Raw genomic sequence first — 25,335 nt, 5'->3', positions numbered from 1 at the left:
CCCACAAAGAAAAACTGCAATGCGTAAAAAAGGGGGTAATATTTGGGGTAATAAAATTGAAAAAAGGCGAATTATATAATTATTTTTAAATATCCATGGGTGCTATAAGGGGTTATTAACCACCATATCCTCAAATTTAACGGTATAAACCTCTCCATAAATCTTTTCATAAAGCTTGGCAAAATTGTCGTAAGCAGTATGCGCCAAACTTAATTTTCCCTGCCTAATAAGAATTTGCAATTTGATCTGTAACGCATGCTCATTTAAATCATCGTAGATATACATAACGGATGCCAAGTCGTACATTAAAGTGCTATGCCTATCCAGATCCAGTATTTTTGAAATATCATAACAGAATTCTATGATTCTATTGCTCATATTTTCAACTATGGGATCCAACCATGAATCACTCATGTTTACGAAAAATCTATCTGCCTTTAATATAGAGAACATTTGCGGTAATTGCTCTTCCAAATAAGCAACCGCTATATCACTTCTACCCAAATCGTTCAAATAATTCAAAACCTCCTGATAATCACAAAAACAATTTTTTCCGATATCCAGATACCAACTTTTGTCCCGAAATGTCAAATTCATTTCTTTGGCTTCGGACAAAATGGCCCTAAGGTTCTGTATATTGGTCCCTCTGGTATTCTTGGCATTCTTTGGGCTCATCCCCGGCCAAAGTGCCTCGGTAAGTTTTTTGGTGCTAATTCCATCCTTGTCGCCAATACTATGCAATAAGACAATAACAAATAGCTGTTTTAACTTGGGGGACAATTTTTTGGCAATATCAACACCTTCAGAATTTATAATGCGCAGGGTTCCAAAACAAAGTATTTTTTCAGCTGCATTAATTAAACACTTCTGGTCCCTGTTGTGATGTTTTTTTACCGGTTCTTCGGGTACCGGCGACAACTTTGCCCTGATTAATCCTTTCTTCCAGAATTTAAGCGCCAAGAAAATAATTAAAAATGCAGCAATAGCTATTCCTACTTTTACATACAGGGATGATACCACAGCATAGTTCACTTCTATTTTTTGGTATTCCTTGGCAATTTCATTCGCATTAAGTTCACGTTTCCATATTTTAATATTTGACAAGTATCCTATAAAAAATTCTTGCCATAAATTACTTCCTATTACAATATTATAATCGGAGGTATCATAGTCCTCAATTAGCTTGATCTTATCCGTCTGCACCCCATTCACAAAGAACAAAAGTTCATCGTTCACTTTGGAGTGCACCAGAGCCACATGGGTCCATTCATTTAATGGCACTGGAGACGTCTGTGATATATAATCTTTTATATCCGCCATGGTAAAGGTCAATAGGCCTTCGTGCAACTTTAAAACAAAGTTATCCCCCTTCCCCAATATACTGTTGTTGCTCGTTAGAACAGTTGGCTTAACCCAAGCCAAGATGGTAAAACTACCCTCCAAGGCCGTCCTACTGTCCAATCCTGCATCCACATAAGCCCCCTCATTAAAATAACCCACCTTTCCATGCACCTCATCTTCTTGAATCTTTACATTATTAACGATAAGTTCCTTGTCGTTTTTCCTAGTGGTATTCTTAATTGCCGTGCCAAAGGTAAAATGGTCTGTTAGACCGTATTCAAAATCCAAGGGAAAACCAATAAATTCCTTAAGATTACCACTATTTTCCGGGGTGGTATAAATGATATCGGGTGAGAAATAATAGCCCGCTTTGTGCGGAATAAACACGGGCAAGTTTTCATTTAGATCTATTGGAAGGCTAAAATGTCCGTTTACAACAAGGTTCCTATGATTTTTGAAGCTAACCCCATTCAACAAACCAGACTTGGACCTTACTGTTCCAAATATCCTGCTTTTTTTATTTAGGTCGAAGACAAGGCTATCTGCTTTAGCGAACAACTCGGGATCAATATGAATGAAATTGGGCATTTTTCCGGAACGCTTCCAAATATCCGTAAAAACACTATCCTTTAAAAATTCCTTATCCAACACCCTCACCTCCCCCAGTTCCTTTGCGGTATCAAATTTGGAGGCCTCTTTACCACTGGCCAATGCATCCAATTGAATAGTCTCTACCTTTTGTACTGGTATCTGCGGAACCCAAGATTGAGAAAGGAAGTCTTTTTCAAAAACCTTATCGGTCAGTAATATGAGCGAATCATTTTTTTTCGCCAATTGTTCCAAAAGAGGATTGTAATTCTCCTGATAGTCCGAAATATAGAGAGCTATGGTAGTTTTACCATTAAGCAGAAAAGGTAAATCATTACTTGTAATTTGATCAATATCGATCAAAATATGGGAATGTAGACGTATATCCCATCTATCCTCTTCGGAAAGAAGTTGATATTCCTGTGCGGTTCCCACTTTCAACAATAGAAGTAAAAACAACAAACAACATTTAGAAATTATACTTCTTTGCAACATTTACGTAATAATCCCGTATAGGGCATTTGTATCAACTACGCAATTTACTAAGAATAAATAAAATTTCGTCCGTGGAAATTATCCGAAGTATATCTGTACCGAACAATTTAATTTTAACACCTAGAATGCCATCCCATACAAAGGCTATGACCTGCCTACATCCTATCCGGCACCTGTATCCCCAAAAGTCCGAAGGCCGATTTTATAACCTCGCTAACCTTTTTAGCCAATTGAACCCTGAATATTTTTTTGCTCTGATCTTGCTCCCCTAAAATGGAAACATTTTGATAAAAGGAATTAAACTCCTTCACCAAATCATAAGTATAATTGGCAATTAGAGCCGGACTATAGTTATCGGCCGCCAATTGGATAGTTTCTGGAAACAACTGCAATTGTTTCAACAATTCTTTCTCTTTCTCGTGTAAATCCGTCAACTTTTGAGAGCTGTTCAGGTTCTGTTCCAATTCTTCCGCCTTTCTCAAAATAGATTGGATCCTGGCATAAGTATACTGAATAAAAGGCCCGGTATTTCCTTGAAAATCCACAGACTCCTCCGGATTGAACAAAATTCTCTTTTTGGGATCCACCTTAAGAATGTAATACTTTAAGGCGCCCAGTCCTATAATTTTATAAAGCTCTTGTTTCTCTTCTTGGGAGTAATCTTCCAACTTGCCCAATTCCTCGGAAATATCAGCGGCAGTTTGGCTCATATCATCCATTAATTCATCGGCATCCACTACAGTACCTTCCCTACTCTTCATTTTTCCACTGGGCAGATCTACCATGCCGTAACTTAAGTGATACAGTTTTTCGGCCCACGAAAAGCCCAACTTCTGCAAAATGAGGAACAATACTTTAAAGTGGTAATCCTGTTCATTGCCAACGGTATAGACCATACCTTTCACATCTGGGTTATCCTTTACCCTTTGTATGGCAGTACCAATATCCTGGGTCATATACACTGCCGTACCATCTGAACGGAGTACAATTTTTTCATCCAGACCCTCGTCCGTTAGGTCTATCCAAACACTGCCATCTTCCTTTTTATAAAATATTCCCCTTTGCAATCCATCCTCCACAAAGTCTTTGCCCAACAAATAGGTGTTGCTCTCGTAATACAGTTGATCAAAGTCAACTCCCATGTTTTTGTAGGTTATCTCAAAACCATCATATACCCATTGGTTCATTGTCTTCCATAGACCTACCACCTCTTCATCGCCGGCCTCCCATTTTCTCAGCATTTCCTGAGCTTCCAATAAGATAGGTGCCTCTTTTTCTGCGACTTTTCCATCAACACCATTAGATATCATGGTAGCAATTTCGGCCTTATAGGCCTTGTCAAAAGCTACGTAATAGTTCCCCACCAATTTATCACCCTTTAGCCCCGTACTCTCCGGAGTTTCCCCATTGCCAAAGCGTTGCCAGGCAAGCATACTTTTACAAATGTGTATCCCCCTGTCGTTAATGATCTGGGTCTTATAGACCTTCTTCCCTGAAGCCTTTAGGATTTCTGCCACGGAATATCCCAATAAATTGTTTCGGACATGTCCCAAATGCAGAGGTTTATTGGTATTGGGGGACGAATATTCCACCATTATGGCCTCATTAGTACTTTGGGAAACAAAACCAAAATCTTGCAGATTCCTTATTCCTTCAAAAAAATCGAGGTAATATTCATTGCTAATGGTAATATTCAAAAATCCTTTGACCACATTGAAATCGGTCACCTCTTCCACTTCCTCTTTTAGGAACTGTCCTATTTGTTCACCAATTTGTACCGGATTTCCCTTTACAAATCGCAACATGGGAAAAATAACCGCAGTAATATCGCCCGCAAAATCTTTTCGAGTAGGTTGAAATTCTACCGTTGGCAATTCAACTTTAAAAATAGAGGTAACGGCTTCTTTTACCTTTTGGCTTAGGACTTCTTGAATGTTCATTAATTTCGGCGTTTACGGCTGCAAAATTAAGCATTTTTTATTCTTTCCCCTTATTGTTAGGGATAAGTAGACTATAAAGAGGGAAGATTTTTTTAACTTTATATTTCTATGTGGTGCAAATTACCATAAGATGATGTTTTAATCTGGATATCCATAAAGTTTATGTTGCTGAACGTTTCCTATAACAATAAAGAAATTACAAGAAAAATTGATGAAGAGGTAGGCAAACCTTTTACCTTAAAAGAACGCTTTGCCTTGGACGGCATTGGATCTCCCAAATTATTCATCGTTGACAGTAGTATAGAAATTAAAAATCTATTGATCCTGGACAACAATACCAACACCTGCAATATTGAATTACGGCCCAAAGGGATCATAATTCGCTTTAGGTCCCTACTCGAGACCTTTGGGCTTATTATTCCATACTATAAGTTTACCCTGTACAAAACCGATCTTGGCCTATATACTATATACAGGGACCAGTATTTCATCAAAATAAAATCTGACACCAAGGCGATCCAGAAATTTTTTACAAAATTATTGGGACATAGGGCGGACAATGCGCCTACCAATATAGAGGACCTCTAACAACTCATAGAATAAATACCAAAAGCCAACCTATAAAACAATGAAGCTTTTTGTTACCTTGTATTAAAACCGGTATTATCAAAATATTTAATTCTTATCGTAAAAACCCATTACTTTCCGTCTCTATCGGAATCCTTTTGATATCTACATTGATTGTCTTTATCGCTACCGAGGAAACCTATAATGCCATTGAAATAGCCTCCATTTGGGTAAGAAACTATTTTGGTTATTTCTATTTATATCTTGGTTTGGGATGTGTGCTTCTATTAGTGGCTATAGCACTATCCCCTTTGGGAAAAATAAAACTGGGCAAGAAAAATGAAAAACCCGAGTTTACCATTTGGGCATGGACAGCCATGCTTTATAGTGCAGGAATGGGGGCTGGAATTTTGCTCAGGGCAGTACAGGAACCCGTTTTCATGCAACAGAATCCTCCCTACCTTTCAGATTTACCGTCAGATATCCTAGCCTTGGAATTTACTTTTTATCAATGGGGGTTTACAGCATGGGCGTTTTATGGACTTTTTGCCATGACCATAGGTTATTATCTTTTTGTAAGAAAGAAAAAAGTATTGATCAGCTCAACTATAGAGGATATATTACACAATAAAGCAGCTAGAACAGGTATTGACGTGCTCACCATTATGACCACGGTGTTTGGCCTGATTGCCGCAATAGGCCTTGGGACAACCCAAATTAATGGTGGGCTGATCCACATTACCTCCTCAAATTTCGGCTTGGTCACTACCTTATTCCTAACCACCGTTATTTCGGCATTGGCCTTTTATTCTGCATGGAAAGGAGTTAACAAAGGCATTCAGGTACTCTCAAAAATCAATATTCTTATTACCCTGGCCGTACTATTTTTTACTTTTTTCCAAAGTGATATTCTTAAGGTAGTTGGTAATTTTTTAGAGGCCAGCTTTCATTATATAATGGACTTTATCCCCATGAGCCTAGCCTATGGCAGTTACGACCCTGGATTAACCTTTCTTACCGACTGGACTTTCTATTATTGGGCATTTTGGTTGGCATGGGCACCTTTTACAGGAATTTTTATTGCCCGGATCTCCAAAGGGCGCAGCCTAAGACAGCTATTATTGGGTGTTTTGATTATCCCCAGCATGGGCACCTTTTTTTGGTTTTCAGTATTTGGCACCTCGGCCTTCCAACTTATTGAGGGATGGGGAAGCTATAACAACGAATTTGACGGAGTGTTTTCCTCTATTTTTGTATTCTTTGGGAACTATCCTTTTTCCACATTCCTAAATATTACCACCATATTATTGCTGATAGGTTTTTTGGTAACCTCCGTGGACTCTGCTGTTTTTGTATTGAGTATGTTTTCGGACAGGGGCAAAAAAGACCCCAGCAAAAAACATCGCTTAATTTGGTCCCTGTTTATCTTTTTGGCAACGATTGCCCTAATTCTATTGGGCAATGCCAAACCAGAGGTAGACATATTGATTGCCGCCCAAAAGTTACTGATTATAACTTCGCTTCCCTTTGCCTTTTTCATGGTATTTATGGCCCTGGTATTTGTCAAGGAGCTATTGAGGTACCATAAGAGTTATCCTTTGATCGGCAAAAAATAGGAAACTATTATTCTTTGGGCAGAAACACCTCGGCCATCATACAACGTGCACTTCCACCACCGCAGGTTTCAATGGTATCCAAAGGACTATGGATAATGGCACAATGCTTCTCTATCGTTTGAATCTGTTGTGGCTTTAAACTATTGTATGCCGCCGTGCTCATTGCCAAATATCGTTTTTCACCCATTCCTAAAACTTGTAGCATATTCCCTGCAAAATGGTGCATTTGCTTTTCCGAAATGGAAATAATCTCCTTACCATCCTGTTTTAAGTGGTTCACTACATTCTTCTTTTCCTTTTTATCGTCGATGGAATCCAAACAGATAACGGCAAATGTTTCTGCCAAACACATCATTACATTGGTATGATAAATAGGTTTTCGGGTACCTGCCACAGATTGATTGGCCGTAAATACGATAGGGGTATACTCAAAATCCTCACAAAACTCTATAAACAAATCCTCATCCGCCCTATCCGACAGAGCGCAATAAGCCTTCTCATTTACCCTATCCAACACAACACTGCCCGTTCCTTCCAAAAAAACGCCCTCTTCCTCAGCCGAGGTATAATCCATTAGATTTTCTATAACAAACCCCCTCTGCTCCAAAAGAGCAAGAATATCTTCCCTTCTTTCATTTCTTCTATTCTCAGCAAACATAGGATAAAGCCCTACTGTTCCATCGGCATGGAAGGAAACCCAATTATTGGGAAATATGGAATCTGGAGTATCCAAATCCTTCTTGTCATCTACAACAATAACATTTACCCCCTTTTCCCTTAACTCCAGTACAAAAGCATCAAACTCCTCCTGTGCCTTCACATTTATTTCCTGGTTTTTTAAATCGAGGTCCTCCTGAAAATAGTTGTTTACTGCGGTTTGCTCGTTCATTCGAAAATTCACTGGGCGCACCATCAAAATGGTATTTGTAATTTGCATTTTATTCGTCACTTTTCAAATTGGGTATTACAAAGCCTTCTCGCTTTAAATTTGTGCAAAATTAATTCATTTATTTCCCAGTATGGACTAGTATGTGAAAAATAGAAATACATTAGTCCCTTACCAAGGGCAAGGTGCTACACCTTAAAAGTCCTTCTTGTTTAGCTATCTCGGCATATGCTATTTCCTCGACCGTAAAACCGTGTTCGCGCAACCAGTTATTCAATCTGGTAAAATTACGCTCAGAGACCACTACACTGGGGGATATGGAAAAAACGTTGCTCACCATATTATACATCTCTTCCTTGCTGATCTCAAAAACATTGTCGCTTCCAAAAAAATCCAACAGCCATTGATACTCCTCTTCCCTTAAAAATCCATTCTTATGCAAAATGGCCTTATTTTTTCCTACGGGCTGAAAACAACAGTCCAAATGCAGGGCATTTTCCCTGGCATTGGTATTCGACTTTCTAAGTTCAAAAGCCTTTACCTTTTTATTTGGGAATTGATTGGCAATAAATTCCACCGCCTCTTTATTGGTACGGGCCGTAATATAATCAGCGTAGTCAGCCCCCGTATAAGTACCCATAAAAATATACTCTCCCCACGGCATAACATCGCCTCCTTCTACATGAACCTCCTTTGGCGGGTAGATTATCTGATCCTCATCTATTTTACTGAGCACATATTTAATTGCTTGAAATTCCTTTTCCCTATCCGGAAGAATATTAGCTTTCACCAACTTATTATCTATAACAAAAGCAATATCCCTAGAAAATATTTGATTGCAATCCTTTAAGACCCTAGGCCTAAACACTTGAACATCGTATTTGGCAAATACTTGGGCAAAACCGTCCATTTCCCTTACCATATCCGCTTCCATAGGATAGGTACCGGCCAATATATGCTCCAATGACTTGGGGTCGTAGGCCTCTTCAGGTTTTGGAATGGGTCCACAGCTTTTGGCAGTTCCAAGAACCACCGATCTTAACCGCGAAGTTTCATCCTGTACATTCAACTTTAGCATAACTGCTTTTTAGGTAAAGATAGAAATACTTATTTTGATAAATAAAAACTGCCCTTTGTATATTTAACACAAAGGGCAGTCACAAATAATTTGTTTTCTATCTATCTCTTGTCCAAAGGAACAAAAGATCTGCTTTTCTCACCAATATATACCTGTCTTGGTCTACCGATAGGCTCATTGTTCAATCTCATTTCCCTCCATTGGGCAATCCAGCCCGGTAAGCGTCCCAAAGCAAACATAACGGTAAACATTTCGGTAGGTATACTCAATGCCCTATATATTATTCCTGAGTAAAAATCTACGTTGGGATATAATTTTCTATCTACAAAATATTTATCCTCCAAGGCCTCCTTGGCCAAGCCTTTGGCGATATCCAAAATTGGATCATCTATACCCAAATCTCCCAAAACTTCCTCTGCAGCCTGCTTGATTATCTTTGCCCTTGGATCAAAATTCTTGTATACCCTATGTCCAAAGCCCATTAAACGAAAAGGATCGCTCTTGTCCTTGGCCTTGGCCATATATTTTTTGGTATCCCCGCCATCGGCCTCAATTGCCTCCAACATTTCCAATACCGCCTGATTAGCTCCTCCGTGAAGCGGTCCCCAAAGCGCACAGATACCTGCAGAAATAGAGGCAAATAATCCAGCATGTGAGGATCCTACAATACGAACGGTAGAAGTAGAACAGTTTTGCTCATGGTCTGCATGCAAGATCAATAATTTATCCAAGGCCTCTATGACGATCTTATTCTTTTTATATTCCTGGTTAGGCTTTTTGAACATCATTTTATGAATATTCTCAACATAACCCAAAGAGTCGTCCCCATAATCCAAGGGCAAACCTTTTTTCTTTCTTAAGGTCCATGCCACCAAAACAGGAAATTTGGCCAAAATCCTAACAATGGCCCAATACATTTCCTTTTCCGAGGACACGTTTACCGAGGTTGGATTAAAGGCGATCAGGGCACTGGTTAAACTGGAAAGTACACCCATTGGATGTGCCGATTTTGGAAAACCATCCAAAATCTTCTTCATCTCCTCATCTACATGGGACTCAGCTTTTATATCCTGATGGAATTTATCCAACTGATCTTGATTTGGCAAGGCTCCAAAAATCAACAAATAGGCTACTTCCAAGAAATCGGCCTTTTCCGCCAATTCCTCAATAGAATATCCTCGATACCTTAAAACTCCTTTTTCACCATCCAGAAAAGTAATGGCACTCTCACAAGAGCCCGTATTCTTAAACCCAGGGTCTATCGTTATCATTCCTGACTCGGCTCTCATAGTTTTGATATCTATAGCCAACTCATTTTCGGTACCTTCTATAACTGGAAATTCAAATTTCTTTCCGTTGTATTCTAATGTTGCGTTATTCGCCATTTCTTAAATTCCTGTTTTATTCGATTGTTCGTAAAAATACTAAAAACACCCAAGGTTAACAATTGAAGATTTTGTTATTTATTGAATAATTATGAAATATTTTGAAAACCGGATATAAATGCAATTCTATTGGTTAATGGAATATAGATATTTGTAGTAATCATCTACCGATTTTTCCCAAGTAAACCTCATCTTTTTGGCATTATCCTGAATCTCTTTCCACTTTGGCTTGTCATTTACAAAAACATCCAAAGCCTGATCAAGTACCAAGATCATATTTTTAATTTTATCATCATAGGTCTTGCCGTCGAAGCTAAATCCAGTTTTCATGTGTTCCACAGTATCTCTCAAGCCACCGGTATTATGTACCAGGCATGGGTTGCCGTTACGCATGGCCAACATTTGGCTAATACCACAGGGTTCAAATAAACTGGGCATAAAATACAGGTCCGACTCCAAGTAAATGGAATCTATTAAATCTTCGGATTGACCGTTGGTGAAAATAAAATTTTTATGTTCATAGCTCAACTGACGAAATAGTTCCTCATATTCAGGGGCACCTGTACCCAAGAGCATAAAAATTCCATCCACTTTCTTCAGTCTTTTCAAAATCTCTACAAAGGCTTCCGGCGAACGTTTAAAAAAATAGAATTTCTGTTCGGTTAAACGTGCCACACTTGAAACTATAAATTTAGGCCTATCCGTTACAAATTCCATTACCTTTTCTCCGGTATGCGCTAGAAAATCGGCCTTGTATTTCTTGGATTCCTCCTGTAGCCACCTAAATAGTGCCTTAACAGTATTTCTATATAACAACCCCTTTTCTGCCGCGCGAATATTTTTGTAGTTGGAACCATTGAGAATCCCGAACAACCTCCCTTGATTGTTTGCTTCCTGTAAATCCGTTTCCAAACCTTCACCTCCAATAAATTCGGGCGGATTACTAGGCCTAAGCACATCTTCCTTATAAGAAGGGGATACCGTATGAACGGCATCTGCCAACCGGATACCCACAGCCATAAGGTTAATACAGTCCTGGTATCTATAGTCCATCAACTTCTTTTCATCTAAGGACAAATTGGGAAACCAATTTCCCAATGAAGAGTAATTATTATAAAAGGGACGAATACCTTGAATGGCCAAATTATGAATGGTATAGACATAGCGCATTTTCTTTAAGGCCTGATATTCCGGATGGTAGGTTTTTAAAAACAAAACCAGACTGGAATGCCAATCATGCATATGAACAATATCCAATTCCCCAAATGCCCCCACCTTTATAGCTTCTGCCACGGCAGTACAAAAAATAGTAAACTTAATATTATCCGTATAAAAAGCTTCTTCCGGATCGTCGTGATATATATGTCCTATTTCCCCTGCAGTAATTTCAGGGTGATGTATAACGTAATGATGTAAATTTGCAAACTCCTTTTTAGGGGGTACTTCGTACAGCTCTGCAACATAGACCATTCCCCGTAGGTTTAGATTAAGATTGGTAATGAAGGTTCCATTTTGATGTAATCTTGAATAGGAAGGTACTACTACATGCGCCATGTCCCCCCTTTCAGAAATCTGCCGAGGAACATCCCTAACCACATCACCCATACCGCCGGCCTTACACTTTGGAATACCGTCATTCTCAGCAGCAACAAATAGAAAGTTATTCATTTAATCTAGAATTTGGTTATATATATTGGTATACTAATAAAAGTAGGATAATATAATTATTTATTTCTGATAAGTAAACAAACCTCCATGATATTTAAAAAAAAAAGCCATTCTACATAGAATGGCTTTTCTTACGACCTTAATTTTGTATTATTTTATTTTGAAGGCTTGTACTCCTGGGTAATATGCAGTACTCCCCAATTCTTCCTCTATCCTTAACAATTGGTTATATTTGGCCATTCTATCGGATCTGGAAGCCGAACCGGTTTTAATTTGACCGGTATTCAAGGCAACTGCCAAATCGGCAATGGTGTTGTCCTCAGTTTCTCCTGAACGGTGAGACATTACGGATGTATACCCTGCGTTCTTGGCCATATTAACGGCTGCTATGGTTTCTGTTAAGGTTCCTATCTGATTAACCTTGATCAAGATGGAATTGGCAATACCTTCTTTGATCCCTCTGGACAAACGCTCTACGTTGGTCACAAATAAATCATCGCCTACCAATTGTACTTTATCCCCAATTTTATCTGTCAAAGCCTTCCAGCCTTTCCAATCATTCTCATCCATACCATCCTCAATGGAAATAATAGGATATTTGGCACTTAAATCTGCCAAATATTGAGCCTGCTCCTCAGAAGTTCTTACTACTCCCTTATCTCCTTCAAACTTGGTATAATCGTATTTTCCATCCACATAAAATTCTGCAGCAGCACAATCCAAGGCGATCATTACATCGTCCCCTAATTTGTATCCCGCCTTTTCAACCGCTTTTGCAATAGTATCCAAGGCATCCTCGGTACCGCCGGCAAGATTCGGTGCAAATCCACCTTCATCCCCAACAGCTGTACTTAGCCCCCTATCGTGCAAAACTTTCTTTAGGTTATGGAATATTTCCGTACCCATTTGCATGGCATGCGAAAAATTGTTTGCCTTTACCGGCATCACCATAAATTCCTGAAAAGCAATAGGAGCATCAGAATGGCTACCTCCATTAATTATATTCATCATTGGTACTGGCAAAGTATTGGCACTAACACCACCCACATACCTAAACAAGGACAATCCCAACTCATTGGCTGCTGCCTTGGCAACTGCAAGGGAAACACCTAAAATGGCATTGGCACCCAATTTCGATTTATTGGGCGTACCATCCAAATCTATCATGGTTTGATCCACCAAATTTTGTTCAAAAACGGACATACCCAGAATCTCCTCGGCAATAACGGTATTTACGTTGTTAACGGCCTTTACTACTCCTTTACCCATGAATGTTTTCCCTCCATCACGAAGCTCAACCGCTTCATGCTCACCTGTAGAAGCTCCTGAAGGAACTGCTGCCCTTCCCATTACTCCATTTTCGGTAATTACATCTACCTCTACTGTTGGATTACCTCTTGAATCCAAAATTTGTCGTGCATGAACACTTAGGATGATACTCATATGTCTATCTTTTATTTTTTAGTTAAATTATTATGCAAATATAGCAAAGGAAGTGCTTTTAACCCCACTATTATTGGCTTTAATGACCCTTTGATAACAATAAAATAAAACTATAACGTTTTAGTTTACCGTGGATTGGATCATTTCGAAAAATTGGTCGAACAGATAATCTGCATCATGTGGTCCTGGACTTGCTTCAGGGTGGTATTGAACAGAAAATACGTTCTTATCTTTCATTTTAATCCCCGCCACCGTATTGTCATTTAGATGAAGATGGGTTATCTCCAAATCGGGATTAGCCTCGGCCTCTTCCCGGTTAATAGCAAAACCGTGATTTTGGGAAGTGATTTCTCCCTTTCCTGTAACCAAATTCATTACAGGGTGGTTTATACCCCTATGCCCATTGTGCATTTTATAGGTAGAAACCCCATTGGCCAATGCCAACACTTGATGCCCTAGACATATACCGAACAATGGCTTATCCGATTTTATCATTTCTTTGGCAGATGCAATGGCCTCGTTCAATGGATCCGGATCTCCGGGGCCATTGGAAATGAAATAACCGTCCGGATTCCAAGCACTCATTTCCTTGAAACTTGTATTGTAGGGAAAAACTTTTATGTAGGCGCCCCTTTTGGCCAAATTCCGTAGAATATTTTTCTTAATTCCTATATCCAAGGCAGATACTTTATATTTCGCATTCTTATCACCGTAGAAATATGGTTCTTTGGTAGAAACTTTGGAAGCAAGCTCCAAGCCTTCCATACTTGGCACTTCTGCCAACTTCTTTTTTAACCCCTCAATATTATCCACATCAGTGGATATTACGGCATTCATGGCACCGTTATCCCGGATATAACCTACCAAGGCCCTAGTATCCACATCGGAAATGGCAAACAGATTATTTTTATCCAAAAATTCCTGTAAACTTGAGTCCGCATCTGGTCTAGAATAGTTGTAACTAAAATTTTTACATATCAAGCCTGAGATCTTCACAGAATCGGATTCCACCTCCTCGTTATTGGCTCCATAATTCCCAATATGGGCGTTTGTGGTTACCATTAATTGTCCAAAATAGGATGGATCTGTAAATATTTCCTGATAACCGGTCATTCCAGTGTTAAAACAAGCCTCTCCAAAGGCAGTTCCTTCTTTATCCCCTACGGCCTTTCCGTGAAAAATGGTCCCATCGGCAAGCAACAGTATTGCTTTTTTTCTTGTTTGATACTTCATTTTTGGTCTTACAATTTTTCGTTTTGCAAAAATAACATAAAAAAAGGATAAGCTTTTAGGCTTATCCTTTAACAATTATTAATATTTAATAACAATTTTACTCTTTAGCATCATCAGCTTTTTTATCTGCCTTCGGCTCTTCTACTTTTGGTTCTTCAGCCTTTGGACTTTCAGCTTTTGCAGTTTCTTCAACAACCGCTGCAGCATCATCTGCTTTTTTACTTCTACCCCTTCTTGTGGTCTTTTGCTTCTTAGGCTTGCCGGCATTGTAGATTTCATTAAAATCTACAAGCTCTATCATTGCCATGTCAGCATTATCCCCAAGACGATTACCTAATTTGATAATTCTGGTATATCCTCCTGGTCTGTCGGCTACCTTTTCAGCAACGCTGCTGAAAAGCTCGGTAACCGCATACTTGTCGCGAAGGCTTTTAAAAACAATACGTCTGTTGTGAGTACCCTTCTCAACTGTTTGATTATTCTCAGTCTTTGATTTGGTAATCAATGGTTCCACAAACTGCTTTAAAGCTTTTGCTTTGGCAACAGTTGTATTAATTCTCTTGTGCTCTATTAATGAACAGGCCATGTTTGCCAACATAGATTTTCTATGGGCTGCCTTTCTTCCTAAATGATTAACTTTCTTACCGTGTCTCATTGTTCTTTTCTATAGTCTTTCTTGGTTTTGGTATTCCCAATTCCGTTGAAAGTTCAATTAATCTTTATCCAATTTATATTTTGACAAATCCATTCCAAAGCTCAAACCTTTGTTGATAACCAATTCTTCCAATTCGGTCAAGGATTTTTTACCAAAGTTTCTAAACTTCATCAAATCGTTCTTGTTAAAAGAAACCAGATCACCAAGTGTATCAACTTCAGCAGCTTTCAAACAGTTCAAAGCTCTTACAGAAAGATCCATATCAACCAATTTGGTCTTCAATAGCTGACGCATATGCAATGATTCCTCATCATAAGTCTCTGTCTGTGCAATTTCGTCCGCCTCTAAGGTAATACGCTCATCGGAGAACAACATAAAGTGGTGTATTAGAACCTTTGCTCCTTCGGTCAATGCCTCTTTTGGATGAATTGAACCATCGGTTGCGATTTCAAAAACCAATTTTTCATAATCGGTCTTTTGCTCAACACGAAAGTTTTCTATACTGTACTTTACATTTTTAATAGGAGTAAAGATAGAATCTACGGCTATGGTACCTAATGGTGCATTGGATTTTTTATTCTCCTCTGCTGGCACATATCCCCTACCCTTATCTATGGTAATCTCCATATTAATGCTAACCTTGGGATCCATGTTACAAATAACTAAATCTGGGTTCAATACTTGGTAACCAGAAATAAATTTTTGAAAATCACCTGCAGTCAACTGTTCCTTTCCGCTAACAGAGATAGATACTGTCTCACTGTCAACATCGTCTATCTGTCTTTTGAAACGAACTTGTTTAAGATTTAGAATGATTTCGGTAACATCTTCCACAACACCGGAAATTACAGAGAACTCATGTTCCACCTTATCAATTCTAACAGAAGTGATAGCAAAACCTTCCAAGGACGAAAGCAAAACTCTTCTTAATGCGTTCCCAACAGTTAAGCCATAACCTGGTTCCAATGGACGAAATTCGAATTTACCTTCGAAATCGGAGGAATCAATCATTATAACTTTATCGGGCTTCTGAAAATTTAATAATGCCATAATTGGATCAGTGTTGTTTTTATTTAGAGTATAACTCGACTATTAATTGTTCTTTGATATTCTCTGGAATTTGCATTCTTTCTGGAACGGAAACAAAATTCCCTTCCATTTTTTCTGAATTCCAAGTGATCCACTCGTACACACTGCTATTTGCAGAAAGAGCGTCATCGATCGCTTTTAAAGACTTTGATTTTTCCCTAACACCAACAACGTCACCAGCTTTCAAGGTATAGGATGGAATGTTAACCAACTCTCCGTTTACCGTAATATGTCTATGTGAAACCAATTGTCTTGCTCCGCTTCTAGAAGGGGAAATACCCATTCTGTAAACAACGTTATCTAGACGCGATTCACACAATTGAAGTAATACCTCACCGGTTACTCCTTTACTTCTATTTGCTTTTGCAAATATGTTTCGGAATTGTTTCTCCAAAATACCGTAAGTGTATTTTGCCTTTTGCTTTTCCATTAACTGGATAGCATATTCAGACTTTTTACCACGACGTCTGTTATTACCGTGTTGTCCTGGAGGATAATTTCTTTTCTCAAAAGATTTATCATCTCCGAAAATCGCTTCACCGAATTTACGGGCGATCTTTGTTTTTGGTCCTGTATATCTTGCCATTTTCTTTTAGTTTGGAAACGTGATCATGAATTAAGGCTTATCCTTCGATAATCGTAACTACATCTCCTTGAAATACCCTTTTGGGGCAATTGATTACTATTAATTATACTCTTCTTCTTTTTGGTGGTCTACAACCATTGTGCGGCATTGGAGTTACATCGATAATCTCTGTAACCTCAATTCCTGAGTTATGTATGGAACGAATAGCAGATTCCCTACCATTTCCCGGTCCTTTTACATAAACCTTTACTTTTCTTAAACCAGCTTCATGAGCAACTTTAGCACAATCCTCAGAAGCTATTTGAGCTGCATAAGGAGTGTTCTTTTTAGAACCCCTGAAACCCATTTTACCTGCTGAAGACCAAGAAATTACATCACCCTTCTTGTTGGTTAAAGAAATAATAATATTATTAAAAGAAGCAGTAACATGGGCTTCGCCCACAGACTCTACTATAACTTTACGCTTCTTTGCCGCTTTTGCATTTGCCTTTGCCATAATATCCTAATTATTATTTAGTTGCCTTCTTCTTGTTAGCAACTGTTTTCCTCTTACCTTTTCTTGTCCTAGAGTTGTTTTTGGTACGCTGACCTCTTAAAGGCAGACCAGATCTATGGCGAATACCTCTATAACAACCTATATCCATTAAACGCTTAATGTTCAATTGGTTTTCAGAACGCAATTCCCCTTCAATAGTCAAAGAAGAAACTGCCTCACGAATACGACCAATCTCATCATCGTTCCAGTCAGATACTTTGGTATCCTCACTTACTTGGGCCGTAGATAAAATCTCCTTTGCCCTACTTTTTCCTATACCAAAGATATAGGTTAGGGCTATTACCCCTCTTTTCTGTTTTGGTATGTCTACACCTGCAATTCTTGCCATAATTACCCTTGTCTTTGTTTAAATCTAGGATTCTTTTTATTAATTACGTACAATCTGCCTTTTCTACGCACAATCTTGCACTCGGCACTTCTTTTCTTTATTGATGCTCTAACTTTCATCCTATTTACTTAATATCTATATGTAATTCTTGCTTTACTTAAATCATAGGGGCTCATTTCGAGCTTAACCTTATCCCCTGGAAGTAACTTAATATAATGCATACGCATTTTTCCAGAGATATGCGCCGTTACCACGTGACCGTTTTCCAACTCCACGCGAAACATGGCATTTGACAATGCCTCAATTATGCTTCCATCTTGCTCTATTGCTGATTGTTTAGCCATAATCTATGCTACCTTTCTATTTTTTCCTGATTTCATTAAACCGTCGTAATGTCTGTTCAACAAATAAGAATTTACTTGTTGCACTGTATCGATCGCCACACCTACCATAATCAACAATGACGTTCCTCCGTAAAACAATGCCCATCCTGCCTGTACATCCATAAGCTTTACAATCACTGCAGGCAATACTGCCAACAACGCAAGGAAAACAGATCCAGGTAATGTAATCAACGACATTATCTTATCCAAAAAATCTCCAGTTTCCTTTCCTGGTCTAATTCCAGGAATAAAACCACCACTTCTTTTTAGATCATCGGCCATTTTATTGGTAGGTACTGTAATCGCCGTATAAAAATAGGTGAAAACAATAATCAAGAACCCGAACAAAAGATTGTAGGCCAATCCAAATATATCTTGGAATTGAACTTCCATCCACTGTCCTACAGCGGTATTGTTAAAGGTCTTGCCCAACAATCCTGGTGCAAACATAATAGCTTGCGCAAATATAATAGGCATTACCCCAGAAGCATTCAACTTTAAAGGAATATACTGTCTAGATCCCATGATATTCTTTTCATATCCACCGGAAGCAGTCCTTCTAGCGTATTGAACAGGAATCTGACGAGTAGCCATTACCAACAACACACATAACAATATTACCACGAACCAGATGATGACCTCAATAAGCATGAACATTAGTCCACCGTTGTTATTAGCCGTTCTGGAAATAAATTCCTGTACAAAATTTTGTGGCATATTGGCGATAATACCAACCATGATCAGAAGGGATATACCATTTCCGATACCTTTATCGGTAATTTTTTCACCCAACCACATTGCAAAAATGGTTCCAGCAACCAAAATAATTACTGAGGGAATCACAAAATCAAGTCCCTTACCAAATACGAAGGCACTATCTGGAACACCTAAAGCTCCCAAACTGTACAAATAAGCAGGAGCCTGAACGACACATATACCTATGGTAAGCCATCTGGTAATTTGATTGATCGTCTTTCTTCCGCTTTCTCCTTCTTTTTGCAACTTTTGAAGATAAGGAATGGCTATACCCATTAACTGCACCACAATGGAAGCAGAAATATAGGGCATAATTCCCAACGCAAAAACCGAGGCATTGGACAATGCTCCTCCAGTAAAGGCATTCAATATTCCTAAGATACCACTATCAGTACTGGATGCCAAAGCACCTAACTGGGTAGAATCAATACCTGGAAGAACCACCTGTGCACCAAAACGATACACCAAAAGCAAACCAAGGGTAACGATTATTCTACCCTTTAGTTCTTCAATCTTCCAAATATTTGATAATGTCTCGAAAAATTTCTTCATAGTATTCTTTGCTTATAAACTTATAGCTTCACCACCTGCAGCCTCAATTGCGGCCTTTGCGGTAGCTGTAAATTTATGTACAGAAACTTTAAGGGAAGCTTTTAGCTCTCCATTACCAAGAATCTTAACCAAATCGTTTTTACCAACCAATCCATTTTCTACAAGGATTTCCAAAGTAACCGTATCCTTAATGGCTCCTTTATCTACCAATTCCTGTAATTTTTCAAGATTGATCCCAGCGTAATCCTTTCTATTGATATTCGTAAAACCAAATTTTGGCACACGTCTCTGCAATGGCATTTGTCCACCTTCGAAACCAATTTTCTTAGAATAACCAGATCTGGATTTAGCACCTTTATGTCCTCTGGTAGCAGTACCTCCCTTACCGGAACCCTGACCTCTACCTACGACTTTACCGGCTTTTTGGACGGCACCCTCCGCTGGCTTTAAATTACTTAAATTCATAACACTAAAATTATATTAAGCCTCCTCTGTGGAAACTAAGTGTTTAACTTTATTTATCATTCCAAGAATATTTGAGGTAGCATCATGTTCTACCACCTGTCCTATTCTTCGTAAACCAAGAGCCTCTAATGTTCTCTTTTGATTTTGAGCTCTTTTAATACTGCTCTTTACCTGTTTTACTTTAATCTTTCCCATTATATTCTTGGTTTTATCCTTTAAAAACTTTTTCTAAAGAAATACCTCTTTGGTTTGCAACTGTCTTTGCTCCTCTAAGTTGCAAAAGCGCATCAAAAGTAGCTTTTACCACGTTATGAGGGTTGGAAGAACCTTGTGATTTAGATAATACATCATGAACACCTACTGCTTCCAATACTGCTCTAACCGCACCACCTGCAATTACTCCGGTACCATGCGATGCAGGCTGGATATAAACTCTAGCTCCACCGAATTTCCCTTTTTGTTCATGCGGCAAAGTACCTTTGTTCAATGGAATTCTAATAAGATTCTTTTTAGCATCTTCTATAGCCTTGGCAATTGCCGTAGCAACTTCCTTAGACTTACCTAGACCGTGACCTACAACTCCATTTTCATCACCTACGACAACTATTGCAGAGAAACCGAACGCTCTACCACCTTTAGTAACTTTGGTAACACGTTGTACCCCAACCAATCTATCTTTTAATTCTAAACCTCCCGGCTTAACAGTCTCTACGTTTTTGTATTTCTGATACATAATATTCTTAGAATTTTAATCCTGCTTCCCTAGCGCCATCGGCTAATGATTTAACTCTTCCATGGTATAAATTACCACCTCTATCAAAAGCAACAGCTTCTATTCCAGCTTCTTTTGCCTTTTCGGCAATAGCCTTTCCAACTAGGTTAGCCACTTCTGTTTTAGTCCCTTTAGCCTTAGCCAACGCCTTATCCCTTGAGGAAGCGGACACTAAAGTTGTTCCAGCGACATCATCAATGATTTGAGCGTATATCCCAGTATTGCTTCTAAAAACAGCAAGCCTTGGCCTTTCTGCAGTACCTGAGGATATTTTTCTAATCCTCCTTCTGATACGTAGTCTTCTTTCAGTCTTCGTTAATCCCATAATGCTAATTATTAAGCCGATTTACCAGCTTTTCTTCTTAATTGTTCACCAACGAACTTAATTCCTTTTCCTTTGTAAGGCTCTGGCTTACGGAAAGATCTAATCTTAGCGGCGATCTGCCCCACTAATTGCTTATCATGCGAACTTAGCTTTATAATTGGATTCTTTCCTTTTTCGGATACGGTCTCCACTTTTACCTCTGAAGCCAAATCCAAAACAATATTGTGCGAAAATCCTAAAGCTAGATCCAATGTTTGTCCTTGGTTACTGGCACGATATCCTACTCCTACCAACTCCAATTCCTTTACCCATCCTTTAGAAACTCCTTGGACCATATTAAAGATCAAAGATCTGTAAAGACCATGTTTTGCTTTATGCTCCTTGGAATCTGAAGGTCTTGTAACAAATACTTGACCATCTTCAACCTTAACAGCAGCACCAGAAAATTCTTGGGAAAGTTCTCCCAGCTTACCTTTTACAGTAATAACATCTTCCTTAACCTCTACGGTTACTCCTTCTGGAATTGCTATTGGATTATTACCTGTTCTAGACATCTTTCTAAATCTTTATAGTATTAATAAACATAACATAATACTTCCCCACCTGCATTCTCAAGCTTTGCCTGTTTGCTGGTCATTACACCATGGGAAGTAGAAATAATAGCAATACCAAGACCGTTTAATACTCTTGGCAACTCCTCGGAGCTAGCATATTTTCTAAGTCCTGGTGTACTAACTCGCTTTATTTTCTTTATAACCGGCTCTTTTGTGAATTTGTCATATTTCAAGGCTATTTTAATAGTCCCCTGAACCGCGCTATCTTCAAATTTGTAGCTTAAAATATATCCTTGATCGAATAATATTTTAGTAATTTCTTTCTTTAAATTAGAGGCAGGAATCTCAACCACTCTGTGGCCGGCACTACTTGCATTTCTAATTCTCGTTAAATAATCCGCAATTGGATCTGTAAACATAATTATTGATTTACGGTAACGGTTTTTAACACTATTGTTAAACCTGAAACCAGTTTATACTCTTTTATTACCAGCTAGCTTTTCTTACTCCCGGTATAAGACCATTATTGGCCATTTCCCTAAAAGTAACCCTAGATATACCGAAAGTTCTCATGTAACCCTTTGGTCTTCCAGTTAGTTTGCAACGGTTGTGCATACGAACAGGAGAAGCATTTTTAGGTAATTTCTGTAACCCCTCATAATCACCAGCCTCTTTTAAGGCTTTTCTCTTCTCAGCATATTTAGCTACAGTTTTAGCTCTTTTGACCTCACGGGCCTTCATGGATTCTTTAGCCATACTAATTCTTTTTAAAAGGTAGTCCTAATTCGGTTAATAATGATTTAGCTTCTTTATCTGTCTCCGCAGAAGTTACAAATGTAATATCCATACCATTGATTCTGTTAATTTTATCAATGTTTATTTCTGGAAATATGATTTGCTCCGTAATACCAAGATTATAATTCCCTCTTCCATCAAAACCAGTGGCCTTAATTCCTTGGAAATCCCTTACCCTAGGCAATGCAGTTGTCACCAATCTATCCAAGAATTCGTACATTCTCTCTCCACGTAAGGTTACTTTTGCCCCAATTGGCATTCCTTTACGTAATTTAAATGCAGCAACATCCTTTTTAGACATCGTTGAAATTGCTTTTTGGCCAGTAATATTGGTCAACTCATCTACCGCATGGTCTATAAGTTTCTTATCCGCTACAGCGGCACCAACACCTCTACTAACAACAATTTTTTCTAATTTAGGAACCTGCATTACATTTTTGTAACCAAACTCCTCTTTAAGAGCCTTAACAACTCTTTCTTTATATTCCTGTTTTAATCTTGGAACGTAAGCCATAACTAAATTACTTCTTTAGATTTCTTAGAAAATCTTACTTTCTTACCATCTCTTACTTCAAATCCAACTCTAGTGGTCTCTCCAGATTTTGGATCGATCAATGACAGATTGGATATCTGTAAGGGAGCCTCTTTCTTAACAATCCCTCCTTGAGGATTGCTAGCACTTGGCTTTTCGTGTTTGGAAACCATATTGGCTCCTTCAACTATCGCCTTGTTTTTTTCACGGTCTACACTCACAACCTTACCTTCTACCCCTTTGTGGTCTCCGGCAATAATTCTAACAGTATCCCCTGTTTTGATTTTTAATTTTCCCATTTTGCTATTTTTATTAAAGCACCTCTGGAGCCAATGATACAATTTTCATGAACTGCTTATCACGAAGTTCCCTGGCCACTGGTCCAAAAACACGTGTTCCTCTCATTTCCCCAGTTGGGTTCAAAAGAACACAGGCATTATCATCGAAACGAATATAAGAACCATCAGGTCTTCTAACTTCTTTCTTTGTTCTTACAACAACTGCTGTGGAAACTGCACCTTTTTTAACAGCCCCATTAGGAGTAGCTTCCTTAACGGCAACTACAATTTTATCCCCAACAGAAGCATATCTTCTTTTTGTACCTCCCAACACACGAATGGTCAAAACTTCTTTTGCACCCGTATTGTCCGCTACTTTTAGTCTAGATTCTTGCTGTAACATAATTATTTAGCTCTTTCAATGATTTCCACTAATCTCCAACATTTGGTCTTACTCAATGGACGAGTCTCCATTATCTTAACCGTATCGCCAATATTGCAATCGTTCTTTTCATCGTGCGCAACATATTTCTTAGTCTTCAACACGAACTTACCGTACATAGGGTGCTTAACACGTTTAACTTCTGAAACCACTACTGATTTCTCCATTTTGTTGCTAGTGACAACTCCTATTCTCTCTTTTCTTAAATTCCTTTTTTCCATAAAGCAGAACCAATTATTGTAATTCCCTTTTAGTTAATTCAGTTGCCAATCTAGCCACCGTTCTTCTCACTTTTCTTATAAGTAAAGGGTTTTCCAATGGTGTAACCGAATGGGCCAATTTCAAATCAGAATACTGCTTTTTAAATTCAGCACTCTTTTCCTTTAACCCCTCAACTGATAATTCTTTTATTTCTGATTGTTTCATGATACCTTGCAATTATATTAAGCAGAATAGTCCCTAGCAATAATAAATTTCGTTCTTACTGGTAGTTTCTGTGCCGCAAGACGCAAAGCCTCTTTTGCAATATCAAGAGACACACCGGCAACCTCGAACATAACCCTTCCTGGCAATACCACAGCTACGAAATATTCTGGAGCACCTTTACCTTTACCCATACGTACCTCCAAAGGTTTCTTGGTGATAGGCTTGTCCGGGAATATTTTGATCCATAATTGGCCTTCTCTCTTCATGTACCTAGTTGCAGCAATACGAGCTGCTTCTATTTGGCGCGATGTTATAAAAGAGGTATCCATTGATTTAATACCGAACATACCGTTTGAAAGCTGATGACCCCTTCCAGAGATCCCTTTCATACGACCTTTCTGCATTTTTCGGAACTTAGTCCTTTTTGGCTGTAACATTTCTTTACTTCTTTAAAAAATTACTTTCTACGACGTTGTTTCTTCGGTCCTTCTTGCTTACCACCTTTACCTGGCGCCTGGCTCTTAGCCATACCAACTAATGGAGAAAGCTCTCTCTTTCCATAAACCTCACCTTTCATGATCCATACTTTAATACCCAATCTTCCATAGGTAGTATGCGCTTCATGTAATGCATAGTCTATATCAGCTCTAAAAGTGGACAATGGAATCCTACCATCTTTATAAGATTCGGATCTTGCCATTTCAGCTCCGTTCAAACGTCCAGAAATCTGAATTTTAATTCCCTCAGCGTTCATTCTCATGGCCGCTGCGATTGCCATTTTTATAGCCCTTCTAAAAGAAATTCTACTTTCAATTTGACGCGCTACACTGGCAGCAACAAGATTAGCGTCCAATTCGGGTCTTTTTATCTCAAAAATATTGATCTGAACTTCCTTGTCCGTAATCTTTTTAAGCTCCTCCTTCAATTTGTCTACTTCCTGACCACCTTTTCCAATGATAATACCTGGTCTTGCAGTGGTAATAGTAACCGTAATCAACTTAAGGGTACGCTCAATAATAATTCTAGACACACTCGCTTTCGCCAAACGTGCATGAACATATTTTCTGATCTTATCGTCTTCGGCAAGTTTATCACCATAATCGTTTCCACCGTACCAGTTAGATTCCCATCCTCTGATAATTCCTAGACGATTTCCGATTGGATTTGTTTTCTGTCCCATACTAAATGCTCTAGCTTTGTGTGTTATTGTTAGATCCCAAAACCAAGGTAACGTGGTTGGAACGTTTTCTAATTCTATGTGCTCTTCCCTGTGGGGCAGGACGCAGTCTTTTCAACATACTTCCACCATCCACTCTGATTTCCTTAACAAAAAGTTCAGCATCCTCAACACTCGCATCCTCATTCTTGGATTGCCAGTTAGCTATTGCAGAAAGCAATAACTTCTCCAATCTACGAGATGATTCCTTTTGGTTGAATTTCAAAATAGCAAGCGCTTTCTCCACTTTTACACCTCTAACCAAATCCGCTACCAAGCGCATTTTTCTAGGGGAAGTAGGGCAATTATTCAACTTTGCAAACGCTATTTGCTGCTTTTCTGCCTTAATTCTTTCGGCCATTTGTTTTTTACGAACTCCCATAGC

At 38.7% G+C, this 25,335-nt stretch carries 33 protein-coding genes; 2 read left to right on the top strand and 31 right to left on the bottom strand.

Annotation, left to right across the window (positions count from 1 at the left end; all coding sequences use genetic code 11):
- Positions 1 to 102: 102 nt before the first annotated feature.
- Together MWU82_RS08570 and argS are read right to left on the bottom strand one after the other, a co-directional pair.
- The gene (locus MWU82_RS08570) at positions 103 to 2,388 is read right to left on the bottom strand and encodes a LamG-like jellyroll fold domain-containing protein (RefSeq protein WP_247096092.1); all 2,286 of its coding nucleotides are present in this window, start codon (positions 2,386 to 2,388) and stop codon (positions 103 to 105) included.
- 191 nt (positions 2,389 to 2,579) lie between these two features.
- A complete protein-coding gene (gene argS / locus MWU82_RS08565) occupies positions 2,580 to 4,364 on the bottom strand; it encodes an arginine--tRNA ligase (protein ID WP_215946035.1) in 1,785 nt (594 codons plus the stop codon).
- Between the two features lie 162 nt (positions 4,365 to 4,526).
- Between argS and MWU82_RS08560 the strand changes: the two genes are divergently transcribed.
- Both MWU82_RS08560 and MWU82_RS08555 read left to right on the top strand, forming a co-directional pair.
- On the top strand, positions 4,527 to 4,952 hold the full coding sequence (locus MWU82_RS08560; protein ID WP_215946036.1) for a hypothetical protein: 426 nt from the start codon (positions 4,527 to 4,529) through the stop codon (positions 4,950 to 4,952).
- 50 nt (positions 4,953 to 5,002) lie between these two features.
- Positions 5,003 to 6,547: a BCCT family transporter gene (locus tag MWU82_RS08555; protein WP_281502416.1), complete on the top strand. Its 1,545-nt coding sequence runs from the start codon at positions 5,003 to 5,005 to the stop codon at positions 6,545 to 6,547.
- 7 nt (positions 6,548 to 6,554) lie between these two features.
- Here the strand turns inward: MWU82_RS08555 and MWU82_RS08550 are convergent, their stop codons facing one another.
- The 29 genes from MWU82_RS08550 to rplV form a co-directional block, all read right to left on the bottom strand.
- Positions 6,555 to 7,484, bottom strand: coding sequence for an arginine deiminase-related protein (locus MWU82_RS08550; RefSeq protein ID WP_215946037.1), 930 nt, complete (start codon positions 7,482 to 7,484; stop codon positions 6,555 to 6,557).
- A 112-nt stretch (positions 7,485 to 7,596) separates the two neighbouring features.
- On the bottom strand, positions 7,597 to 8,511 hold the full coding sequence (locus MWU82_RS08545; RefSeq protein ID WP_215946038.1) for an arginine deiminase family protein: 915 nt from the start codon (positions 8,509 to 8,511) through the stop codon (positions 7,597 to 7,599).
- Between the two features lie 101 nt (positions 8,512 to 8,612).
- Positions 8,613 to 9,896 carry a citrate synthase gene (locus MWU82_RS08540; protein ID WP_215946039.1) on the bottom strand — a complete coding sequence of 428 codons (1,284 nt, stop codon included), beginning with the start codon at positions 9,894 to 9,896 and terminating at the stop codon, positions 8,613 to 8,615.
- Between the two features lie 126 nt (positions 9,897 to 10,022).
- A complete protein-coding gene (locus tag MWU82_RS08535; RefSeq protein WP_215946040.1) occupies positions 10,023 to 11,564 on the bottom strand; it encodes a glycogen/starch synthase in 1,542 nt (513 codons plus the stop codon).
- Between the two features lie 150 nt (positions 11,565 to 11,714).
- Entirely contained in the window at positions 11,715 to 13,007 is a 1,293-nt protein-coding gene (gene eno / locus MWU82_RS08530) for a phosphopyruvate hydratase (RefSeq protein ID WP_215946041.1), read from the bottom strand.
- 120 nt (positions 13,008 to 13,127) lie between these two features.
- Complete coding sequence (gene carA, locus MWU82_RS08525; RefSeq protein ID WP_215946042.1) at positions 13,128 to 14,240, bottom strand: glutamine-hydrolyzing carbamoyl-phosphate synthase small subunit; 1,113 nt, start codon at positions 14,238 to 14,240, stop codon at positions 13,128 to 13,130.
- A gap of 97 nt (positions 14,241 to 14,337) precedes the next feature.
- Entirely contained in the window at positions 14,338 to 14,895 is a 558-nt protein-coding gene (gene rplQ / locus MWU82_RS08520; RefSeq protein WP_247096090.1) for a 50S ribosomal protein L17, read from the bottom strand.
- 57 nt (positions 14,896 to 14,952) lie between these two features.
- Complete coding sequence (locus MWU82_RS08515; protein WP_031445092.1) at positions 14,953 to 15,945, bottom strand: DNA-directed RNA polymerase subunit alpha; 993 nt, start codon at positions 15,943 to 15,945, stop codon at positions 14,953 to 14,955.
- Between the two features lie 19 nt (positions 15,946 to 15,964).
- Complete coding sequence (gene rpsD, locus MWU82_RS08510) at positions 15,965 to 16,570, bottom strand: 30S ribosomal protein S4 (protein WP_031445093.1); 606 nt, start codon at positions 16,568 to 16,570, stop codon at positions 15,965 to 15,967.
- A 103-nt stretch (positions 16,571 to 16,673) separates the two neighbouring features.
- Positions 16,674 to 17,066: a 30S ribosomal protein S11 gene (rpsK, locus tag MWU82_RS08505; RefSeq protein ID WP_031445094.1), complete on the bottom strand. Its 393-nt coding sequence runs from the start codon at positions 17,064 to 17,066 to the stop codon at positions 16,674 to 16,676.
- 13 nt (positions 17,067 to 17,079) lie between these two features.
- Entirely contained in the window at positions 17,080 to 17,454 is a 375-nt protein-coding gene (gene rpsM / locus MWU82_RS08500; protein WP_031445095.1) for a 30S ribosomal protein S13, read from the bottom strand.
- Positions 17,455 to 17,456: 2 nt separating this feature from the next.
- Complete coding sequence (ykgO, locus tag MWU82_RS08495) at positions 17,457 to 17,573, bottom strand: type B 50S ribosomal protein L36 (protein WP_013621733.1); 117 nt, start codon at positions 17,571 to 17,573, stop codon at positions 17,457 to 17,459.
- Positions 17,574 to 17,582: 9 nt separating this feature from the next.
- On the bottom strand, positions 17,583 to 17,798 hold the full coding sequence (infA, locus tag MWU82_RS08490) for a translation initiation factor IF-1 (RefSeq protein ID WP_013549436.1): 216 nt from the start codon (positions 17,796 to 17,798) through the stop codon (positions 17,583 to 17,585).
- 3 nt (positions 17,799 to 17,801) lie between these two features.
- A complete protein-coding gene (gene secY, locus MWU82_RS08485; RefSeq protein WP_215946044.1) occupies positions 17,802 to 19,145 on the bottom strand; it encodes a preprotein translocase subunit SecY in 1,344 nt (447 codons plus the stop codon).
- A 12-nt stretch (positions 19,146 to 19,157) separates the two neighbouring features.
- Positions 19,158 to 19,610: a 50S ribosomal protein L15 gene (gene rplO, locus MWU82_RS08480; protein ID WP_215946045.1), complete on the bottom strand. Its 453-nt coding sequence runs from the start codon at positions 19,608 to 19,610 to the stop codon at positions 19,158 to 19,160.
- Between the two features lie 15 nt (positions 19,611 to 19,625).
- Positions 19,626 to 19,805, bottom strand: a complete 180-nt coding sequence (rpmD, locus tag MWU82_RS08475) for a 50S ribosomal protein L30 (protein WP_072865343.1) — start codon at positions 19,803 to 19,805, stop codon at positions 19,626 to 19,628.
- 13 nt (positions 19,806 to 19,818) lie between these two features.
- Positions 19,819 to 20,343 (bottom strand): 30S ribosomal protein S5, encoded by a 525-nt coding sequence (gene rpsE / locus MWU82_RS08470; RefSeq protein ID WP_031445099.1) that lies wholly within the window; start codon positions 20,341 to 20,343, stop codon positions 19,819 to 19,821.
- A 7-nt stretch (positions 20,344 to 20,350) separates the two neighbouring features.
- Positions 20,351 to 20,707: a 50S ribosomal protein L18 gene (gene rplR, locus MWU82_RS08465; RefSeq protein WP_215946046.1), complete on the bottom strand. Its 357-nt coding sequence runs from the start codon at positions 20,705 to 20,707 to the stop codon at positions 20,351 to 20,353.
- 11 nt (positions 20,708 to 20,718) lie between these two features.
- Positions 20,719 to 21,261 carry a 50S ribosomal protein L6 gene (gene rplF, locus MWU82_RS08460; RefSeq protein ID WP_072865345.1) on the bottom strand — a complete coding sequence of 181 codons (543 nt, stop codon included), beginning with the start codon at positions 21,259 to 21,261 and terminating at the stop codon, positions 20,719 to 20,721.
- 20 nt (positions 21,262 to 21,281) lie between these two features.
- Positions 21,282 to 21,680, bottom strand: a complete 399-nt coding sequence (gene rpsH, locus MWU82_RS08455; protein ID WP_215946047.1) for a 30S ribosomal protein S8 — start codon at positions 21,678 to 21,680, stop codon at positions 21,282 to 21,284.
- A 67-nt stretch (positions 21,681 to 21,747) separates the two neighbouring features.
- Complete coding sequence (rpsN, locus tag MWU82_RS08450; RefSeq protein WP_110357439.1) at positions 21,748 to 22,017, bottom strand: 30S ribosomal protein S14; 270 nt, start codon at positions 22,015 to 22,017, stop codon at positions 21,748 to 21,750.
- 1 nt (position 22,018) lies between these two features.
- Positions 22,019 to 22,570: a 50S ribosomal protein L5 gene (gene rplE, locus MWU82_RS08445; RefSeq protein ID WP_117020122.1), complete on the bottom strand. Its 552-nt coding sequence runs from the start codon at positions 22,568 to 22,570 to the stop codon at positions 22,019 to 22,021.
- A gap of 2 nt (positions 22,571 to 22,572) precedes the next feature.
- Positions 22,573 to 22,887: a 50S ribosomal protein L24 gene (gene rplX, locus MWU82_RS08440; RefSeq protein WP_110357441.1), complete on the bottom strand. Its 315-nt coding sequence runs from the start codon at positions 22,885 to 22,887 to the stop codon at positions 22,573 to 22,575.
- 13 nt (positions 22,888 to 22,900) lie between these two features.
- Entirely contained in the window at positions 22,901 to 23,269 is a 369-nt protein-coding gene (gene rplN / locus MWU82_RS08435) for a 50S ribosomal protein L14 (RefSeq protein ID WP_031445106.1), read from the bottom strand.
- A gap of 2 nt (positions 23,270 to 23,271) precedes the next feature.
- Positions 23,272 to 23,529 (bottom strand): 30S ribosomal protein S17, encoded by a 258-nt coding sequence (gene rpsQ / locus MWU82_RS08430; RefSeq protein WP_031445107.1) that lies wholly within the window; start codon positions 23,527 to 23,529, stop codon positions 23,272 to 23,274.
- Positions 23,530 to 23,542: 13 nt separating this feature from the next.
- Positions 23,543 to 23,734 carry a 50S ribosomal protein L29 gene (gene rpmC, locus MWU82_RS08425; RefSeq protein ID WP_031445108.1) on the bottom strand — a complete coding sequence of 64 codons (192 nt, stop codon included), beginning with the start codon at positions 23,732 to 23,734 and terminating at the stop codon, positions 23,543 to 23,545.
- A gap of 17 nt (positions 23,735 to 23,751) precedes the next feature.
- Complete coding sequence (gene rplP / locus MWU82_RS08420) at positions 23,752 to 24,171, bottom strand: 50S ribosomal protein L16 (RefSeq protein ID WP_072865349.1); 420 nt, start codon at positions 24,169 to 24,171, stop codon at positions 23,752 to 23,754.
- 20 nt (positions 24,172 to 24,191) lie between these two features.
- Positions 24,192 to 24,914 (bottom strand): 30S ribosomal protein S3, encoded by a 723-nt coding sequence (rpsC, locus tag MWU82_RS08415; RefSeq protein ID WP_031445110.1) that lies wholly within the window; start codon positions 24,912 to 24,914, stop codon positions 24,192 to 24,194.
- A gap of 10 nt (positions 24,915 to 24,924) precedes the next feature.
- Positions 24,925 to 25,332, bottom strand: coding sequence for a 50S ribosomal protein L22 (rplV, locus tag MWU82_RS08410; protein ID WP_031445111.1), 408 nt, complete (start codon positions 25,330 to 25,332; stop codon positions 24,925 to 24,927).
- Positions 25,333 to 25,335 lie beyond the last annotated feature (3 nt).

The sequence above is a fragment of the Arenibacter sp. S6351L genome (genome assembly GCF_023016025.1).
Taxonomy (GTDB): domain Bacteria; phylum Bacteroidota; class Bacteroidia; order Flavobacteriales; family Flavobacteriaceae; genus Arenibacter; species Arenibacter algicola_B.
Note: the sequence above shows the minus strand (reverse complement) of the source record. Positions and strands in the feature narration are given on the sequence as shown.

Coding starts and splice junctions, on each gene's coding strand:
- argS (WP_215946035.1), bottom strand. CDS start 4,364: ATGAACATTCAAGAAGTCCTAAGCCAAAAGGTAAAAGAAGCCGTTACC.
- MWU82_RS08560 (WP_215946036.1), top strand. CDS start 4,527: ATGTTGCTGAACGTTTCCTATAACAATAAAGAAATTACAAGAAAAATT.
- MWU82_RS08550 (WP_215946037.1), bottom strand. CDS start 7,484: ATGCAAATTACAAATACCATTTTGATGGTGCGCCCAGTGAATTTTCGA.
- MWU82_RS08545 (WP_215946038.1), bottom strand. CDS start 8,511: ATGCTAAAGTTGAATGTACAGGATGAAACTTCGCGGTTAAGATCGGTG.
- MWU82_RS08540 (WP_215946039.1), bottom strand. CDS start 9,896: ATGGCGAATAACGCAACATTAGAATACAACGGAAAGAAATTTGAATTT.
- MWU82_RS08535 (WP_215946040.1), bottom strand. CDS start 11,564: ATGAATAACTTTCTATTTGTTGCTGCTGAGAATGACGGTATTCCAAAG.
- eno (WP_215946041.1), bottom strand. CDS start 13,007: ATGAGTATCATCCTAAGTGTTCATGCACGACAAATTTTGGATTCAAGA.
- carA (WP_215946042.1), bottom strand. CDS start 14,240: ATGAAGTATCAAACAAGAAAAAAAGCAATACTGTTGCTTGCCGATGGG.
- rplQ (WP_247096090.1), bottom strand. CDS start 14,895: ATGAGACACGGTAAGAAAGTTAATCATTTAGGAAGAAAGGCAGCCCAT.
- MWU82_RS08515 (WP_031445092.1), bottom strand. CDS start 15,945: ATGGCATTATTAAATTTTCAGAAGCCCGATAAAGTTATAATGATTGAT.
- rpsD (WP_031445093.1), bottom strand. CDS start 16,570: ATGGCAAGATATACAGGACCAAAAACAAAGATCGCCCGTAAATTCGGT.
- rpsK (WP_031445094.1), bottom strand. CDS start 17,066: ATGGCAAAGGCAAATGCAAAAGCGGCAAAGAAGCGTAAAGTTATAGTA.
- rpsM (WP_031445095.1), bottom strand. CDS start 17,454: ATGGCAAGAATTGCAGGTGTAGACATACCAAAACAGAAAAGAGGGGTA.
- ykgO (WP_013621733.1), bottom strand. CDS start 17,573: ATGAAAGTTAGAGCATCAATAAAGAAAAGAAGTGCCGAGTGCAAGATT.
- infA (WP_013549436.1), bottom strand. CDS start 17,798: ATGGCTAAACAATCAGCAATAGAGCAAGATGGAAGCATAATTGAGGCA.
- secY (WP_215946044.1), bottom strand. CDS start 19,145: ATGAAGAAATTTTTCGAGACATTATCAAATATTTGGAAGATTGAAGAA.
- rplO (WP_215946045.1), bottom strand. CDS start 19,610: ATGAATTTAAGTAATTTAAAGCCAGCGGAGGGTGCCGTCCAAAAAGCC.
- rpmD (WP_072865343.1), bottom strand. CDS start 19,805: ATGGGAAAGATTAAAGTAAAACAGGTAAAGAGCAGTATTAAAAGAGCT.
- rpsE (WP_031445099.1), bottom strand. CDS start 20,343: ATGTATCAGAAATACAAAAACGTAGAGACTGTTAAGCCGGGAGGTTTA.
- rplR (WP_215946046.1), bottom strand. CDS start 20,707: ATGGGATTAACGAAGACTGAAAGAAGACTACGTATCAGAAGGAGGATT.
- rplF (WP_072865345.1), bottom strand. CDS start 21,261: ATGTCTAGAACAGGTAATAATCCAATAGCAATTCCAGAAGGAGTAACC.
- rpsH (WP_215946047.1), bottom strand. CDS start 21,680: ATGTTTACAGATCCAATTGCGGATTATTTAACGAGAATTAGAAATGCA.
- rpsN (WP_110357439.1), bottom strand. CDS start 22,017: ATGGCTAAAGAATCCATGAAGGCCCGTGAGGTCAAAAGAGCTAAAACT.
- rplE (WP_117020122.1), bottom strand. CDS start 22,570: ATGGCTTACGTTCCAAGATTAAAACAGGAATATAAAGAAAGAGTTGTT.
- rplX (WP_110357441.1), bottom strand. CDS start 22,887: ATGGGAAAATTAAAAATCAAAACAGGGGATACTGTTAGAATTATTGCC.
- rplN (WP_031445106.1), bottom strand. CDS start 23,269: ATGTTACAGCAAGAATCTAGACTAAAAGTAGCGGACAATACGGGTGCA.
- rpsQ (WP_031445107.1), bottom strand. CDS start 23,529: ATGGAAAAAAGGAATTTAAGAAAAGAGAGAATAGGAGTTGTCACTAGC.
- rpmC (WP_031445108.1), bottom strand. CDS start 23,734: ATGAAACAATCAGAAATAAAAGAATTATCAGTTGAGGGGTTAAAGGAA.
- rplP (WP_072865349.1), bottom strand. CDS start 24,171: ATGTTACAGCCAAAAAGGACTAAGTTCCGAAAAATGCAGAAAGGTCGT.
- rpsC (WP_031445110.1), bottom strand. CDS start 24,914: ATGGGACAGAAAACAAATCCAATCGGAAATCGTCTAGGAATTATCAGA.
- rplV (WP_031445111.1), bottom strand. CDS start 25,332: ATGGGAGTTCGTAAAAAACAAATGGCCGAAAGAATTAAGGCAGAAAAG.